Source organism: Burkholderia stagnalis (assembly GCF_039848545.1).
Classification (GTDB): domain Bacteria; phylum Pseudomonadota; class Gammaproteobacteria; order Burkholderiales; family Burkholderiaceae; genus Burkholderia; species Burkholderia stagnalis.
Window position 1 is genome coordinate 2,933,554 of the sequence record NZ_CP156686.1, and the last position, 17,500, is coordinate 2,951,053.

Annotated in this window: 11 protein-coding genes; 5 read left to right on the forward strand and 6 right to left on the reverse strand. The window is 66.2% G+C overall.

Annotated features, from left to right (window positions below; all coding sequences use genetic code 11):
- Positions 1-35: 35 nt before the first annotated feature.
- The 5 genes from ABFO07_RS29840 to ABFO07_RS29860 form a co-directional block, all read right to left on the reverse strand.
- Positions 36-269, reverse strand: a complete 234-nt coding sequence (locus ABFO07_RS29840) for a hypothetical protein (RefSeq protein WP_347469229.1) — start codon at positions 267-269, stop codon at positions 36-38.
- Entirely contained in the window at positions 269-1,099 is an 831-nt protein-coding gene (locus ABFO07_RS29845; RefSeq protein ID WP_347469230.1) for a DUF6708 domain-containing protein, read from the reverse strand. Before ABFO07_RS29845 ends, ABFO07_RS29840 begins: the two co-directional genes overlap by 1 nt.
- 130 nt (positions 1,100-1,229) lie before the next feature.
- A complete protein-coding gene (locus tag ABFO07_RS29850) occupies positions 1,230-4,310 on the reverse strand; it encodes a T6SS effector BTH_I2691 family protein (RefSeq protein ID WP_347469231.1) in 3,081 nt (1,026 codons plus the stop codon).
- A 47-nt stretch (positions 4,311-4,357) separates the two neighbouring features.
- Entirely contained in the window at positions 4,358-5,326 is a 969-nt protein-coding gene (locus tag ABFO07_RS29855) for a hypothetical protein (protein ID WP_347469233.1), read from the reverse strand.
- 465 nt (positions 5,327-5,791) lie between these two features.
- Entirely contained in the window at positions 5,792-8,839 is a 3,048-nt protein-coding gene (locus tag ABFO07_RS29860) for a heavy metal translocating P-type ATPase (protein ID WP_347469234.1), read from the reverse strand.
- A gap of 445 nt (positions 8,840-9,284) precedes the next feature.
- Here ABFO07_RS29860 and ABFO07_RS29865 point away from each other — a divergent pair, with 445 nt between their 5' ends.
- Both ABFO07_RS29865 and ABFO07_RS29870 read left to right on the forward strand, forming a co-directional pair.
- Positions 9,285-10,721 (forward strand): DUF1254 domain-containing protein, encoded by a 1,437-nt coding sequence (locus ABFO07_RS29865; RefSeq protein WP_060017789.1) that lies wholly within the window; start codon positions 9,285-9,287, stop codon positions 10,719-10,721.
- A gap of 148 nt (positions 10,722-10,869) precedes the next feature.
- Entirely contained in the window at positions 10,870-14,622 is a 3,753-nt protein-coding gene (locus ABFO07_RS29870; protein WP_347469237.1) for a DUF748 domain-containing protein, read from the forward strand.
- Between the two features lie 51 nt (positions 14,623-14,673).
- On the opposite strand, the gene ABFO07_RS29875 is transcribed toward ABFO07_RS29870, so the two are convergent.
- Positions 14,674-14,895, reverse strand: coding sequence for a hypothetical protein (locus ABFO07_RS29875; protein ID WP_060017785.1), 222 nt, complete (start codon positions 14,893-14,895; stop codon positions 14,674-14,676).
- Between the two features lie 292 nt (positions 14,896-15,187).
- On the opposite strand from ABFO07_RS29875, the gene ABFO07_RS29880 reads away from it, so the two are divergent.
- The 3 genes from ABFO07_RS29880 (at position 15,188) to ABFO07_RS29890 (ending at position 17,460) form a co-directional block, all read left to right on the forward strand.
- Positions 15,188-16,870 (forward strand): alkaline phosphatase family protein, encoded by a 1,683-nt coding sequence (locus tag ABFO07_RS29880; protein WP_347469240.1) that lies wholly within the window; start codon positions 15,188-15,190, stop codon positions 16,868-16,870.
- Between the two features lie 160 nt (positions 16,871-17,030).
- Positions 17,031-17,159: a hypothetical protein gene (locus ABFO07_RS29885; RefSeq protein ID WP_322246756.1), complete on the forward strand. Its 129-nt coding sequence runs from the start codon at positions 17,031-17,033 to the stop codon at positions 17,157-17,159.
- 16 nt (positions 17,160-17,175) lie between these two features.
- Positions 17,176-17,460: a helix-turn-helix domain-containing protein gene (locus tag ABFO07_RS29890; protein ID WP_059565134.1), complete on the forward strand. Its 285-nt coding sequence runs from the start codon at positions 17,176-17,178 to the stop codon at positions 17,458-17,460.
- The last annotated feature ends 40 nt before the right edge of the window (positions 17,461-17,500 follow it).

The window sequence follows — 17,500 nt, forward strand, 5'->3', positions numbered from 1 at the left end:
GGGGGAGTCTTGGCGAGGTTGTCGGTTACGGGTCGTCAAGTCTCTCTCGTCACCTGATCTATGGCCTGTTGCGCGGCGGCGGCCTTGAGCGGCGGCTGGACGTGGGTCTTGAACTGATCGATCAGTTGTTGCCAGGGAAGGGCAGCGGAATCGAGCGGGGCCGAGGCGATCGAGTGGATCAGCGTGTCCTGCCGGAGCGCGAGGGCGCACAGCAACACATTCGACTTGTCGTCGACGTCGCCTTTGAGCCAGTTCACGTATTCATACATCACACATATCCCGGCGGATTCAGGCGGGAATCGCAGACGTAGGGATCATTGGGGGCAATGCGGCAGACGGCTTCCACATCGGCAGGCCATAGTGGCACCTTGCAGGTGGCGTTGGCGATCAGGCGTCCGATGTACGTCGCGATGGAGAAAGGCAGCATGACGACGAACCAGAAGTCGGACTTCCCACTGGTGAAAGCGACCACCTCGGTCCAGGCGTGGCGGGGCGTTTCCTTCTTGTCGGCGATCGGGATATACAGTGCGGCGCCATCTGCGTGCATCACGGCGCGCGGACCGTCCTCCATGTAGCGGCGGATGAATTCCCAGTGGCTGTGGCATTGGGCTTGGTCTGGTGAGCAGAAGCCGAACGTGAACTGCTCCTTGACGGTCTTCTCGTCTTTAAGCACGAGTCCACTGATGCCATACCAGGTGATGCCGGCGATCTTTTTGACGATGTGCAGGGTGAAGTAGGTCTCGTCCCAAGGGGCTTCGAGTACGGTGCCATCGCCACGGAATACGTAAACCATACGGTTATGGCGATTGAAGCGAATCGGGTAATGTGTGTAGCGGAACCACTCCCCAATGCTGCGATTTAATAAGGATGGCCCAATTATCATTGATATAAATATGGTTGTTGGGAATGATATGATTAATATTTTTGATAAAAAGCTTGCGTAATTTATGTCTGTTGATTGGCTGTGTTTTAAAAATTCAAAATATATGATCGTAGATATTCCGATTGCGCCCATGCAGAATGAGAGTGTTCCGAGGAAGCTTAAAAATCCTCGCCCCTCATAATTGCCGTCGACCATTTCTAAATAGGTTGAATTCATGCGGATCACGGTGCCCGATGCATGAGGCGCCCCTGCGGGCTTATCACTTAACAGACGCCATTCGCGGTCATTTTGACTCAGTCGACGTTCTTTTCGGAGTGTTTTTACGGTTCTTTTGTGTGCCACTTCTTTATGCGCCTTGTATTAGTTTTTCGAAATCTATTTTTTGTGAGTGAGGGTCTGGATAGTCTGGGTGAATTCCCCAGTAACAGCGATCCAGCCATTGCGCAACGTTGTCACCTTGAATTTTGCTTGTAATAAATCCGATGGCGATGCCGGCGATAATTAAATATAGGGCCAGTTGAGAGAGGCTGAGCCATCCAATCATGTAATTTGACCCAACAAGCGAGGAGTAGGCCGTTACGGTTGCGCCGGTTATTCCGATTGCGGAAGATGCTAGTTGTGAGTATGAGAGTGGGCGGTGTTTGTTGTAATTTTCGATGCCGTCAAAGAGGTCAATTAATGCCAGTGCGGCATACAATCCCGCCACCATATAGCCGATTCGCCGTGTTGCAACGTTAGCGAAATTGACGGTCTTGTTATCGACCCCTAGTCCCGTGGCATAACCATTCCGCCACGTCCCATAAATCTTGACGGCATTCGCCAACCCAGTCGCGACCGATCCGAAGAACAAGGCCGTATTCACCGTCTTGCGGAAATCGAGCTTCCAGTTTTTCTGAAACGACAGCGCCTTGGCTTCGTTGCGGAGGATTTGCTCGAGCGCCAACCCCTTGAACATCGCGTCGATCGCGGTCAGCGCACCTTCGGCGACGGCCCCATATTTGGGCAAAAGCGTGTTGACCTTCAGCACGCCATACTCGTGCAGGGATTTCGGCGATCGCACCTTCTCGGCGAGATAAATCACTTTCCTGGTCGGATCGGGGATATTGGAAAGATCCTTGTGCATCTCGTCGGTGATGAACACGGTGAGCTTGCTGACGACGTTGGTCTGGCCCAATGCGGTTTCAAACGAGCCGATGTTGCCGGTCGCAAAACTGGCGCGCACCTGGGTCTTCGCGTGCCGTCTGAGCTGGCGGGTTTGTTCGGCGGAGAACGGCTTGCCGTCCTTTTCGGCGGCCTTCGCGACGTTGTCGATGATGATGTCGGACACGAACTTGACGGTGTCGCGAGCGAGGCCGGTGACATTGAGCACGGTGGGCGGACGGCGAAGCACGACCCCGAGCATCACCATCCAGCGCATGAGGGTCGTCTCGGCGGCGTTGTCGTTGAATTCGCGCAGCACGGTGAAGAAGGCGGCGGAGCACGTGCTGATCAGTGCCGCCAACGCGTCGGTGAGCGGTTTCTCGGCGGTGTTCCGTTTGGCCTCGTCGGCCTGTTCCTGCGCGGCGCGGGCGGCGGCTCTGGCACGATCGGCGCGCAGTTTGAGCGGATGGTTTTCGAGGAATTGGAAACGCGATCCGGCAACTGTCTTGACGTAAAGCGCAAACTCGGCGTCGGCTTCCCTCTTCGCCTGATCGGCTGCCTGTTGCGCGGCGACGGCCTTGAGCGGCGCATCGGTGGTGGGCTTGAGCAGCGGCTGGACGTGGGTCTTGAACTGGTCGATCAGTTGTTGCCAGGGAATGGCAGCGGAATCGAGCGGGGCCGAGGCGATCGCGTGGATCAGCGTGTCCTGCCGGAGCGCGAGGGCGCGCAGCAACACATTCGACCTGTCGTTGACGTCGCCTTTGAGCCAGTTCACGTAGACGTCGCGGCACGCGCCGAACCGATGGGTGGCGGCCATGCAGAGATGCATGGTGTACGTATAGACGTCTCCGGATTCGGGATCGGCGCCGTCGTGCGTGAATTCGAGCTTGTTGGCGAGCAGGTTGCTGCGCATCCATGCGGCATGCGCGCGGGCGAGCGGATCGAGATGCCGTTCGTGCAGGATTTTCTCCGCGGCCTTGAGTTCGCCGAGCCAGCGTTGAAACGGGCCTTGGGGATCGGGAATGACTGTCCTGGCCAGATAGTTGTCCCATGAGCGCTTTTGAGCCGCGAGAATGGTTTCGCCCGAAGGGTGACGCCGCGCATCGTCGCGTGCCGCGGCGGCGGCTTTCTCGGCCGGGGTGGGCGGCTTCGAGAACTTGCCCGGCATCGGCGGCAGATTGGCGAGGGCTGGCGTGCGGGCGAGCATCGCGTCGTATTCGCGCGCAACCGGATCGGCGGCCTTCATGTGATCCGCGAATTGCGGCGCTGCCTGAACGACCTCCATCGCCGTCTTCTGTGCGTCGGCCTCTTGCAGCACGCCGATTGCGCTGCTCAGCTCGACGAGATCGCGATATGTTGTGACGTAACCGTAACCCTTGCCGTATTTGTCCTGCGGAACGTGGGTGTCGAGCAGGCGTTCCTGATGCCATTCGAGGAGGGCGGCGATATCTTGGGCAATGCCCGCCGGGTCGTCGAGTGCGACGATTGCGCCCGTCATGCCCGGGCTGCGGCGGTGGCAGGCGGCCAGCATCTTGTCGGCAAGGCCCGAGCGCAAATGGAATTCGGGCGCCAAAGGTGGCTGAAAGCGCTTTGGGTGCTTGCCGGCGGCGGATGTCGGCGCATACTCGGCGACTGTACCGGCGAGTGCGGTCAGGGGGACGGTATGGGCCGCGTTTGGGGGCGCAGTGCCGGGTTGAGGCGATGCGCCGTTCCTTTGCGGCGTTGGATGACGCCGGGCCCAGGCGCCGGCATCGAATGCCCGCATGTGGCGCTCGCGCTGTGCCTTGCCAGCCCGTCCACGATGGGCGCGAATGACGGCGGATGTCCACTGCACATCGGATAACCCCAACCACACCAGGCCAGCATCGGTCGCATTGTCGATGCCGATGCAGCCGGACAATTCCGGATGGCCGTTGTCGTTGCAAGGTTTCGCATGCCTGGCTTCGTCCGGGACGAGGGTTTCGGACGGGAAGCGGAAGTAGTAGCCGTCCTGGGTAACCCAATAGGCCTCCATGCGATCACGCTTCTCGTCGTAGACGTAGAGATAACCGCTGCGCAGCAGGCGTGCTGTGTAGTGGGCGCCGCCGCCCAGCGTGAGATCCTGCTTTGCTTCCTTGCCAGCGCTGCCTGGAGCGGCCTTGCCGGCGCCGTGCGGCGCGTCCTCGACCGTCATCGACGCGGGTAGCCTGGGCAGGCCGAATGTGTCGGGAGCGATCGCGTAGCGTACCGGCATGATCAGAAGGCCGTGTTTGTCGCAAAGACCGCACTTGCGTTCAGAAGAAGCCATGTGAATCGATTCCTTGTCTGGATCCGGATCGGAAATGGGTGGTGCGATCAGCCGAACGCGGATTCGGGAAGGTCGTCCGGGCCCAGCAGCGCGATGAGTTCGTTCCAGGCGCCGGATGCCATGCGTGTTTCCCGCAACGCCCAGTACGCATTCAGCTTGGGATGGTTGACGAACGCATCGCCGTATCGCACGACGAATTCCGCGTAGCAGGACTGATCGTCGATGTGATGCCAGTGCAGGCTGTCCTTCGCGTGGATCAACGCGGATTCGATCCGCGCAGCGACGGCGGCGCGCTGTTGCCATGAACTGCCGTTCGGCAACGGGATGCGCGCCAGCACCTGGTTGATCTGTGCGATGCGCTCGGCGCGCTTCCACATGCCCAGATCGACGGGTTTGAAGGTATCGATCGAGAGGCCCGGCGCTTCGTTCGTGTCAGCGTCAGCGTCGGCAGCCGTGAACCATTCGTCGCGTATCGTCAGTGCGTACCATTGATCGAACCAAGGGAACGACCATATCGAGATCGGCGCGAGCAAGGCTGCTTTCTCGTGAGGTTGGAGCAGCCAGCACAGGTTGGCAAAGACGCGGGGGTCGAAGAAGCGCCAGAGCGCGGGGAGGGCGCCGCGATTGCGTCGTCTGTCGAGCGGCAGCACGAGCAATTGGCTGGCGATGTGCGCGGCAATGTCGGCTTGCGAGGCGAACGCCTGCAGATGCGCGAAAATCGCGGGACGCACCAATGGCCGGGCGCGTCGCCGGCTGTGCTCGTCTTGCAGAACGGCGCTCAGCCATGCGCGATGAATCGGTTTGCATCGCGACAAATCCACCAGCATCGGCAGGCCGGTCGGATCGGCGCCCCAGTTGAGCGGCGTGCAACGCATCGCGCCGATTGCCGACAACGGCGCCTCGCGCTGAAGGGCGCCAGGGTCAAGCAGAAGGAAGCCGCTGTCGAGCGAGAGCGGCAATTCGGAAATCGAGACTTCCTCGATGATGGATCGCCCGACAGGGTGGGCGTGCATCACGCTGCCGTACAGCGCCTGAGCTCGGCGCGATTGCGGCGGCGCGCGATTCGGGATTGCGTTCGCGACTTGAGCTGATGCGGGGAATGATGTTGCGAAAGCCGTATTTGAAAAGCGGTCGGCCGCTTCTCGAATTCGTTTCTGTCGAGCGATTCGTGACGCATGACGTTTGATCGAGAAAGGACATTGAAAGCTTTCGACCGTAAACGTTTTTTGTAGCCTGGTGAAGGGGCTGCGTCAGTGAGATCGTGAGATCGCGTGAGGACAAGTACTCACAGTGCTTGAAGCAAGAGTGTGGAAGTACGAAAAAACGTCACTGAATACGCAGCTTGCAATTGCCGAGAATACGGACGGCACGTATTCCATTGACGCGTCAGAGACGATCCCCGTCGGATCGAGAATATTGACGAATGTCTCACATATTGGCCTGAGCATGGAGGAAGAGGCGGATATTCCGCCCCGTCCACCTCACCTCGCCTGCCCCTTCCACCGCCGCAACAGCAGCGCATTCGTCACCACGCTCACGCTGGAAAACGCCATCGCCGCGCCCGCGATCACCGGGTTCAGCCAGCCGAGCGCCGCGAGCGGCACGCCGACCAGGTTGTAGACGAACGCCCAGAACAGGTTCTGCTGGATCTTGCGGTACGTGCGCTTCGAGATGTCGATCGCATCGGCGACGAGCGCCGGATCGCCGCGCATCAGCGTGATGCCGGCCGTGTGCATCGCGACGTCGGTGCCGGTCGCCATCGCGATGCCGACATCCGCCGCGGCGAGCGCGGGCGCGTCGTTGATGCCGTCGCCGACCATCGCGACGATGCCGCCGTGCGTGCGCTTCAGCTCTGCGACCACGCGCGCCTTGTCGTCCGGCAGCACCTGCGCGTGCACCTCGCCGATGCCGAGCGACGCCGCGACGGCCGCCGCGCTGCCGCGGTTGTCGCCCGTCACCAGCACGCTCGCGACGCCGCGCGCAGCGAGCGCCGCGATCGCATCGCGCGCGCTGGCCTTCACGGTGTCGCCGAACGCGATCAGCGCGAGCGCCGCGCGCGGCGCGTCGGCGCGCATCAGCCACGAGATCGTGTTGCCGGCGCGTTCGAGTTCGGCCGCGCGCGCATCGAGCGCGGGCGGCACGACGATGCCCAGCTCGTCGCGCCAGCGCGTGCTGCCGAGCGCCAGCAACTGGCCGTCGACGCGCGCTTCGACGCCGCGCCCGGCAACCGCGCGCGCATCGGCGCCGACACGCGCGGCGGCCGCGCCGCCGCGGGCCGCGACATCCGCATCGTGCGCGGCGACGACCGCGCGCGCGAGCGGGTGATCGCTGTGGCGCTGCACCGCCGCGGCGAGCGCGAGCGCTTCGTCGCGCGGCATGCCGATCGCGTCGAACGCCGTTACCGACGGCTTGCCTTCGGTCAGCGTGCCGGTCTTGTCGAATGCGATCACGGTTGCGCGCTGCGCCAGTTCGAGCGCTTGCGCGTCCTTGATCAGCACGCCGTGGCGGGCGGCGACGCCGGTGCCGGCCATGATCGCGGCGGGCGTCGCGAGGCCGAGCGCGCACGGGCACGCGATCACGAGCACCGCGACCGCGTTGAGGATCGCGGTTTCCGCGCCCGCGCCGGCGATCAGCCAGCCGACCAGCGTCAGCGCGGCGATGCCGAGGATCGCCGGCACGAACACCGCGCTCACGCGGTCGACGAGCCGCTGGATCGGGGCTTTTTCCGCCTGCGCGGATTCGACGAGCCGGATGATGCGGGCGAGCGTCGTCTCCGCGCCGATCGCGGTGGTTTCGACGACGAGCGCGCCTTCGCCGTTGATCGAGCCGGCCGTCACCGGATCGCCGCCGTCCTTCGCGACCGGCAGGCTCTCGCCGGTGATCAGCGATTCGTCGACGTGCGAACGGCCCGAGACGACCCGGCCGTCCACCGGCACCCGTTCGCCGGGCCGGATGCCGACGCGCGTGCCGACCCGCACCTGCGCGAGCGGCACGTCGCGCTCGACGCCGTGCTCGACGACGCGCGCGCGATCGGGCCGCAGCGCGTTCAGCGCACGGATCGCGTCGGTGGTCTGGCGCTTCGCGCGCGCCTCGAGCCATTTGCCGAAGCGCACCAGCGTGATGATGACCGCCGATGCCTCGAAGTACAGATGGCCGGGGTGCGCGGGGTCGCGCAGCAGCATCCACAGGCTCAGCCCGTAGGCGGCCGACGTACCGAGCGCGACGAGCAGGTCCATGTTGCCGGCGCGCGCCTTGATCGCGTGCCAGGCCGCGCGGTAGAAGCGCGCGCCGAAGCCGAACTGGACGATCGACGCGAGCACGAGCTGGAGCCAGCCGGGCAGCATCGCATCGACGCCGAACGGCGCGGCGACCATCGGCGCCATGAGCGGCGCGCTCAGCACGGCGGCGGCGATCACGAGGTTGCGGTCACGGATCGCTTCGCGGCGCTTGCGATCGTCGGCGCTCGGCGTTGCACTGGCCGGTGCAGTGGCGGCGGCCCCGCCGGTCGCGCCGCCCACAGGCGCGGCGACGGGCGACGCCCGATAGCCGGCGGCCGTGACCGCCGCGATCAGCGCGGCGGGATCGAGGGCCGCGACACCATGCACCGAGGCCCGTTCCGTCGCGAGGTTGACCGATGCGTGGGCGACGCCCGGTACGTTCGCGAGCGCTTTTTCGACGCGGCCAACGCAGGACGCGCAGGTCATCCCGCCGATGTCGAGCTCGATTGCGTCGGACGGGGCGGGCGGTGCGCCGGCGGCGTCCGGCTCGGCGAGCGGTGTCGCGAGGTAGCCGGCCTGCTTGACCGCGTCGACCAGCCGGGCGGTCGTGACGCCGGCTTCCGCGTCGACGGTCGCGCGTTCGGTCGCGAGATTGACCGACGCCCGCGTGACGCCCGGCACGCCCGCGAGCGCCTTTTCGACACGGCCAACGCAGGATGCGCAGGTCATGCCGCCGATGTCGAGTTCGGTATGGCGCGAAGCGGGCGGCGGTGCAACGTCGGCATCCGGTGCCGCGACCGGCGTCGCGCCATAGCCGGCCTGCTTCACCGCGTCCGCGAGACGGGATGCGGTAACGCCGGCTTCCGTCTCGACGGTCGCGCGTTCGGTCGCGAGATTGACCGACGCCCGTGTGACACCGGGCACGTTGGCCAGCGCCTTCTCGACGCGCGCGACGCATGACGCACAGGTCATGCCGTCGATATCGAGTTCGATCGGTGCGGGCGCGGCGGAGGCCGGGCGGATGGGTGTCGGCGACGCCGGTTCGGCAGCGCGATAGCTGCCCGTTCCAGCCGGTTCGCGCAACGCCGCGCGATACCCGGCCTCGCCGACCGCCGCGATCAGCAGGGCCGGATCGACGGTGTCTTGCGCGTTGACCGTGGCCTTACCGCCGTCGAGGTCGACGGTCGCGTCGACCACGCCCGGCACATCGGCCAGCGCGCGCTGTACGCGCCCGGTGCAGCCGCCGCAATGCATGCCTTCTACCGTCAGCACGATCGTGTTCAGCGCCGCCGAGGCGAGAGGTTCTGTCATGTCGGGTTCCCAAAAGCGCGGTCTGAGCCGCAGACGAGCCCAGTATCAACATTCCAATAGTGGGAAGGTCAAGCCCTGGTTGCAAGTGTCGGGTACGCGCAGGATTCGAACAGGCATTCACGATGCCCATTCTGACGCGCGGATCCATATGGAGGTTTTCGATCGCGGGGCGGGTTTGTCGCTCGACAAGCGGAAGCGATTTCCGAACACGCTCGCCGTTTCCCGCCGCCGCCGTTTCGCCAGCCGCAAACATGCAAGCTATTCGCCATATTGGGGATTGCCCCAAGGCGCTATGATACCGGCCTGATATCAGCGCCCATCGCCGTGAGACCGCGCCGGGGCAGGCCGGGGAAGCCCCAGGACTGACCTCGCCTTGCGTCGGCATTACCACGTGCGCGATGCGCAATGCGCTGATTTTTAAAGAAATACATACGGCCAGCCATCAATGATAAAAACCCGACGAGAACCCGTCTCCGTGCGGCGCGCGTGCGCGTCGCTGACTATTGCAGCGCTCCTGGCCGGATGCGCGTCGCAACCGGACGTGATCCAGCGAAAGACCGGCTGGATGCGCGCCGAAGTGGCCGATTCCTATATCTATGCGTATCCGCTCGTGCTGATGGACGTCGCGAAGGACGCCGCCACCGGCGGCGACGGCGCGCAGCCGGGCCAGGCGCCGCTCAACACGCTGCGCCACGCGCAGGCGCTGCCGCCCGTCGGCGCGGTCAACCCGCCGCTGCCCGGCGTCGACACGCTCGACTCGACCGGCTGGCTCGACGTCGCCGCCGAACCGGTGATCGTGACCTTGCCCGACACCCGCGGCCGTTACTGGGACGCCCGCGTGCTCGACATGTGGACCAACGTGCTGTGGTCGTCGAACGCGGCGGCCCGAGGCCCGCGCGGTGGCGCCCGACAGCAAACGATTGCCTTCGCCGCGAAGGACTGGCAGGGCACGCTGCCGAAGGGCGTGACCCGTGTCGACGTGCCGTCGCGCAATGCGTGGCTCGAAGTCCGCCTGCAGACGAGCGGCGGCCGAGACCTGACCGCGGTGAAGAAACTGCAGCGCGCGATTCGCGTGGTGCCGCTGTCGGTTCACACCGGCGCGGTGCGCGGCGCATCGGTCGCGGTCCACGCCGGCAGCGCGCCCGCCGAGGCGGCGAGCGGCGGCACGCCGGCCGAGCAGGTCGCCGCGCTCGACCCGAAGGCGTACTTCGCGCGCTTCGCGCAGGCGCTGCAGGACAACCCGGTGCCCGCCGACGACGCGCACGCGCGGCAGCAGCTCGACGACATCGGCGTGTCGGCCGGCTACCCCGTGCTGTGGACGGGCGACCGCCTCGCCGCGGCCACGGCTGGCGTTGCCGAAGCGCGCGGGCGGCTCGCGGCGCCGCCGCCGAACCTGCTCTCCGCGAACGGCTGGAGCTGGATCGGCGACACCGCCGGCAAGTACGGCCAGGACTACGCGCTGCGTGCGTACGCGGCGTACACGCAGTTCGGCACCGCGACGCGCGACGACGAAACCCTCGCGGTCGTGCGCATCGACAGCGACGGCCATGCGCTGAACGGCGCGAACCGCTACACGCTGCATTTCGCGCCGGGCGCGCTGCCGCCGGCGCGCGCGTTCTGGACGCTCACGCCCTACACGACGAGCGGCGCGCTGCCCGACGTCGGCGGCGCGCGCCGCTCGCTCGGCGATCGCGACCGGCTGCGGCGCAACCATGACGGCTCGGTCGACATCGTCGTATCGGCCGCGTCGCCGGGCGGCGCGAATGCGGCGAACTGGCTGCCCGCGCCGCGCGCGGATTTCGCGCTGGCGCTGCGGCTCTACGCGCCGAAGCCGCAGGCGAGCGACGGTTCCTGGATGCCGCCCGTCGTCGTGCGCAAGTGATCGCGCCGCCGCCGCGCCCGTCCGGCCGACGGGCGCGGCGGCCGCCGGAGCTGCGTCCGGTCATTCAGTGCGCCTATACTTTCGGGAAACGGGCCGGATCGCTCCGATTCCCCGGATTCCCTGACAGCCGTTCCCTAGGCAATCCAGCATGGCAAGTCCCAACAAAGAAACCGCTCCCTCCAAGCTGACTGCGCTGCGCGACGCCGCGCGCGCGCCCCGGACCCGCCGCATCGGCGTCGGCGTGCTGATCTTCCTGGTGCTGTTCGGACTGCTCGGGTTCTTTGCGGCGCCGCCGCTGATCCGCCATATCGCCGAACAGCAGTTGAGCAAGCAGCTCGACCGCCCGGCCACGATCCGGCGCATCGCGCTGAACCCGTACACGCTGAATCTCGAAGCCGACGGCATCCATCTCGGCGAGCGCGGCGGGCAGGGCGATTTCATCGACATCGGCAAGCTCGTCGTGCGGCCGTCGTGGACGTCGCTGTTTCGCGGCGCGCCGATCGTCAACGAAGTGCGCATCGATTCGCCGCGCTTTCGCATCGTTCGCTACGACGCGCAGCGCTTCAACTTCACCGACCTGATCGACAAGTTCTCGACGCCGTCGAAGCCGGAAAGCAAGCCGACGCATTTCTCGGTGTCGAACATCCAGGTCAACGACGGCCGGATCGACTTCGACGACCGCCTGCTCGACGAGAAGCACGTGGTCGACAACTGGACGCTCGGCATTCCGTACATCGCGACGCTGCCGTCGAAGACCGACATCTTCGTCGAGCCGAAGCTGCGCCTGCGGTTCGACGGCAGCCCGATCGCGATCGACGGCCGCGCCAAGCCGTTCGCGCACTCGCGCGAATCCGAGATCGAGCTGAAGTTCGACAAGCTCGACGTGCCGCAACTGATGGCGTACGTGCCGGCGAAGCTGCCGGTCAAGGTCGCGAGCGGCCTGCTCAGCAGCAATCTCAAGCTCAATTTCGTGATGAGCGGCGAGACGCCGGCGCTGCGCGTGTCCGGCACCGTCGACCTGAACGACGCGAAGGTGACGAGCGCCGCATCCGAGCCGCTGTTCGCCGCGCGCGGCGTGCACGTCGCGGCGGCCAGCCTCGAGCCGCTGCGCAACGCGCTGCATTTCGACGAGATCCGCGTCGACCAGCCGGTCGTCGACCTCGCGCGCGACCGGCAGGGCGTGCTGAACGTCGAGAAGCTCGCCGCGCATCCTGCCGCGGCGGCGAAGGCCGCATCCGCACCGAAGGCCGCGTCGGGCGCGCCGGCGGCATCGGGCGTGGCCGTGCCTGAAGCGGCGGCCGACACGCCGCCGCTCGACCTGACGATCCGCCATGTCGCGATCGACGGCGGCACGATCAACCTCGACGATCGCGTGCCGGCGACGCCGACCGCGCTGTCGCTCACGCGCATTGCCGCGACGCTCGACGGCTTCACGCTGCAGGGCAAGACGCCGGCGAAATACACGTTGTCGACCTCGCTGTCGCGCGGCGGCGACGTGAAGGCCGAAGGCGCGTTCAGCCTCGCGGCGAAGCAGGCCGACGCGAAGCTCTCGGTCGATGCGCTCGCGTTGCCCGCGTTGCAGCCGTATCTCGGCGAGGCGACGCGTGCGCGGGTGCTCGACGGCACGCTCGGCGCGACGGTCAACGCGAAAGCCGACTGGGCGAAGACGCCGCTCGACGCGCAGGTGGCCGACAGCGAAGTGAGCCTGAAGTCGCTGAAGATCGCCACGCCGGACGCGAAGGCGCTGGCGATCGTGCTGCCCGACGCGCGCGCGAAGATCGCGAAGATCGATGTCGCCGCGCGCAACGCGCAGATCGCGAGCGTCGACGCGAGCGGGCTCGCGCTCGACGTGACGCGCCTGAAGGACGGCAAGATCGACCTCGCGGCGCTCGCGAGCCCCGCGCAGGCTGCCGTGCCCGCGCGCACGGTCGCACGCAAGGCGCAAGCCGCCGCGCCGTCGTGGCACTACCAGATCGACGCGCTGAACCTGAAGGATGCGGCGGCCAACTACACCGACCTGTCGACGCCGCGCCCGGTGAAACTCGCGATCAAGCCGCTGCAGCTGTCGGTGCAGAAGATCAGCGACGACCTGTCGAAGCCGCTGCCCGTGACGCTGCAGGCGACGCTGAACCGCAAGGGCACGCTGAACGTGTCCGGCGACGTCACCGCGCAGCCGCTGAAGCTCGGCCTGAAGATCAACGGCAACCGCCTCGACGCGGCGGCGTTCGAGCCGTACTTCGGCAGCGTGCTGAACGCGACCGTCGCGAGCGCGCTGCTCAACGCGCAGGGCAACCTGACGTTCGCGCAGGCGAACGACGCGACGCGCGCGTCGTATCGCGGCGACGCGGCGCTCGTCGACGTGCGGATGCTCGACAAGGTGACCTCCGATCCGTTCGCGGGCTGGCGCTCGCTCGCGCTGTCGAACCTGAAGGCGACCTACGACGAGAAGGGCACCGACGTCGATGCCGCGCGCGTGACGTTCGCGAACTTCTACGGCCGCGTGCTGCTCGACGCGCAGGGGCGCCTGAACCTGAAGGACCTCGTCGCGAAGGAAAGCGGCCCCGCGCAGTCGCTCACGCGCGATGCGAGCAAGGGCGAGCCGGTGCCGCTGTCGCCGCAGGCGGCGTCGGCCGCGGCCGCGCAGCAGGCCTCGGCGCCTGCCGCGGCATCCGCGCCGGTGGTCGTGAAGGCCGCGCCGCCGCCGCAGAACCCGGTGCGGATGCACTTCGGCCAGCTGGTGCTGCAGAACGGCCGCGTGACCTACACGGACAACTTCATCAAGCCGAACTACACGGCGAACCTCGTCGCGATCAAGGGCACGGTGGGCGCGTTCGGCACGGATTCGACGACGTCCGCGCCGGTCGACGTCAATGCGAACCTCGCCGGCAACGGGCCGATCTCGATCAAGGGCACGGTCAACCCGCTGATCGACAAGCCGGCGCTCGACCTCACCGCGACCGCGCACGACATCGAGCTGACCAACCTGACGCCGTATTCGGCGAAGTACGCGGGCTATCCGATCACGAAGGGCAAGCTGAACGTCGACCTGCACTACCAGCTCGCGAACGACCAGCTGTCGGCGAACAACCACATCTTCATCGACCAGCTGACGTTCGGCGACCGCGTCGAGAACGATACGGCGACCCGGCTGCCGGTGAAGCTCGCGATCTCGCTGCTGAAGAATTCGCGCGGCGAGATCGACGTGAACCTGCCGGTGTCGGGCTCGCTGTCGAACCCGGAGTTCAGCGTCGGCGGGCTGATCTGGCGCGCGGTGCTGAACCTGATCGCGAAGGCCGTCACGTCGCCGTTCACGCTGCTCGCGCACGCGTTCGGCAGCGGCGGCGAGGAGCTCGGTTACGTCGAGTTCGCGCCGGGCTCATACGACCTGAACGATGCGCAGCAGAAGAAGCTCGACACGGTCGTGAAGATGCTGAACGAGAAGTCGTCGATCCGCCTCGACCTGATCGGCCGCGTCGATCCGGACAAGGACACGCCGGGGCTGCGCGACGCGTACGTCGAGCGCCTCGTGCGGCAGCAGAAGCTGAAGGATGTCGTCGGCCAGGGCGAGAGCATCGATCCGCGGACGGTGAAGATCGAGCCGGCCGAATACCACACGTACCTGACGCGCGCGTACAAGGCCGCCGACTTCAAGAAGCCGCGCAACGTGATCGGCCTGCAGAAGACGCTGCCGGACGCCGACATGAAGCAGGCGCTCGCCGAGCACGCGCCGGTGGACGAAGGCGGCCTGCGCACGCTCGCGCAGAACCGCGCGCAGGCGGTGCGTCAGTACCTCGAAGGGAAGATCGACGCGAGCCGGATGTTCATCGTGGCGCCGAAGCTCGATGCGAAGGGCATCGACGACAAGGGCGCGACGACGCGCGTCGACTTCGGTCTCAAGTAACCCCGCCGCGCGCCGCTGCCTGCCCGTCCGGGCGCGGCAGCGGCGGCGCGTTCAGCGCACGGCCTCGGGCAGGTCGCGCTTGTCGAGTTCCCGCCTCGCCGCCAACGGCAGGCGCGGATCGTCCCATTGTGTCAGCCACTGCACCTCCTTCGCCGTGAACACCTGTCCGTAGTTGCGCAGCGCGTACTGCAACGCGTCGACGACGTGGTGACGAATGATCTCGGGGGTGCGTGCGTCGTCCAGCACGAACCGGAGGGCTTCCAGGGTCGACATTCTCGTGCTCCGGGTCAGGGAAAACCCTTTATCACACGCCAATAGTCGGGTGCCAAGCGGACAAAATTCCGACGAATCGCCGCGCCTGCGCATGACCGGCGCCCGCCCGCGCGCGCCCGCGCTACGCGGCTCGGGCGGGACAGCGCATTGCGACCGCCTTGTGTCATTTGCGATTGGTTACGTTTGATAGAAAACAGAAAGCCCCGCTTCATGGGACCGCCGCATGGCTCGGCGATAGTGACGCGCCTGCATGCAGGCCCAGCGGTTCAACGTCAATCGATGAGGTGGGGTGATGATTTCGTTCTTCGGTAAGCAGCGGAACATGGCAAGGGTGGTGGCGGGCGCGCTGGCGCTCGCGAGCGCGGGTGCATATGCGCAGCAAGGCGAAGGCAGCCAGGGGGATCAAGGGAACCACGGCGAGCACGGCCGGCGCGTCGTGAAGCATGTGCTGCTGCTCAGCGTCGACGGCCTGCACGAGCAGGATCTCGCGCGCTGCATCGGCGCGAACACGTGCCCGAACGTGGCGGCGCTCGCGCAAAGCGGCGTGACGTACACGAATGCGCACACGCCGGGCCTGTCGGATTCGTTTCCGGGCCTCGCGGCGCTCGTGACGGGCGGCTCGCCGAAGACGGCCGGCCTGTTCTACGACGTGTCGTACGACCGCAACCTGTACGCGCCGGCCGACACGACCTGTTCGGGCAAGCAGGGATGGAACGTCGTGTTCGACGAAACGACGGGCATCGACGCGATGAACGGCGGCCCGCTCGTGCACCTCGACGGCGGCGGCGCGTTCAATCCGCAGGCGATCCCGAACGCGCGCGTCGGCGGCCGGTGCGTGCCGGTCTATCCGCACGACTACGTGAAGACGAACACCGTGTTCGAGGCCGTGAAGGCGGCGCTGCCGAGCGCGCGCACCGCATGGGCCGACAAGCACGCATGGGGCTACGATTGGCTGAACGGCCCGTCGGGCAAGGGCGTCGACGATCTCGCCCGCACCGAGATCAACTCGATCGATCCGGCGACGAAGACGGACTACACCGACGTCTATTCGCACACCGCGCAGTTCGACAACCTGCACGTGCAGGCGCTGATCAACCAGATCGACGGCCTGGACTCGACCGGCAAGACGGCCGCGCCGGTGCCGACGCTGTTCGGCGCGAACTTCCAGACCCTGAGCGTCGCGCAGAAGGCGCTGGTGACGAAGGGCGGCGGCTATCTCGACGCGAACTTCACGCCGAACGGGCAAGTCGCGAACGCGATCACGTATGTCGACCACGCGATCGGCCGGATCGTCGCCGAGCTGAAGCAGCGCAACCTCTATAGCTCGACGGCCGTGATCGTGACGGCGAAGCACGGCCAGTCGCCGACCGATCACACGAAGCTCGTGAAGAACGGCGACACGCTGACGGCGCTGCTCGAACAGAACAACTACCTCGACCAGAACGGCAACTTCGGCCAGAACAACACGGCGTCGGGCAACCTGAACGACGGCACGGGCCTCGCCGGCACCGGCTTCGTGCAGACCGACGACGTCGGCCTGATCTGGCTGCGCGACCGAGGCCAGCGCACGGCCGCGGTCGAGACGCTGAAGGCGAACCTCGGCTGCAACGCGCCGGGGATCTGCGCGGACGGCCCGCAGGCGGCCATCCTGTACGGCGCCGCGCTCGCCGAGCGGTTCGGCGATCCGGCCAACGGCCGCACGCCGGACATCATCGTGCAGCCGAACCCGGGCGTGATCTATACGTCGAGCAAGAAGAAGGACGAGGAGCACGGCGGCAACGCGCCGGACGACAACCACCTCGGCCTGCTCGTGTCGTATCCGGGGCTGCATCGCGCGCGTACGGTCGACGACTATGTCGGCACGAAGCAGGTCGCGCCGACGATCCTCGGGCTGCTCGGTGTCGAACCGGAGCGGCTGCATGCGGTGGTCGTCGAGCATACGCGGGTGCTGCCGGGGCTGAACATCGCGCGCTGACGGGCAAGGCGGGGATGCGCGGCGCCGGTGGTCGACGGCGCCGCGTTTGCGTATGCGTGGCGCCTGATTGCCCGTCGCACCGCCGCATCTCTTTATTTCGGAGGAAATCTATACAATTCATGCACGATAAGTCGTATGAATTGTATGGATTTCTACCGAAATGAACGAAGCATGCACGATCCAGCTCCACGCCGGCAGCGCCTGGCATGATGTCGGCATCCTCGGCGTGCATGCGCACCTTCGGCCGGGGCTCGCGCGGCTCGCCGACGCATTGGCCGAACTGCACTGACTCAACGGATCAAGCCATGGACAAGCGCTACAACACGCTGTCGCTGCCTGATCAACTGGCGCTGCGCCGGCAGGCGGTCGAGGACGTGCTTGCGCATCCGGAGTGGACGCTGCGCGACGCAGTGCGCCATCTCAAGCGCACGATGCGACTGACCAGCACGGAGATGGCGAAGCTGGCCGGCGTGTCGACCAAAACGATCCAGGACATCGAGCAGGGGCGCAGCGAAGGCACCGTGCAGACGATGAATCGCATCCTCGGCGTGCTCGGGTTGAAGCTCGGCGTGGTGAGGCAGGTACAGTAGCGTGCATGCGGGGCACGCGAGCGCGGCGCCAACGACAAAG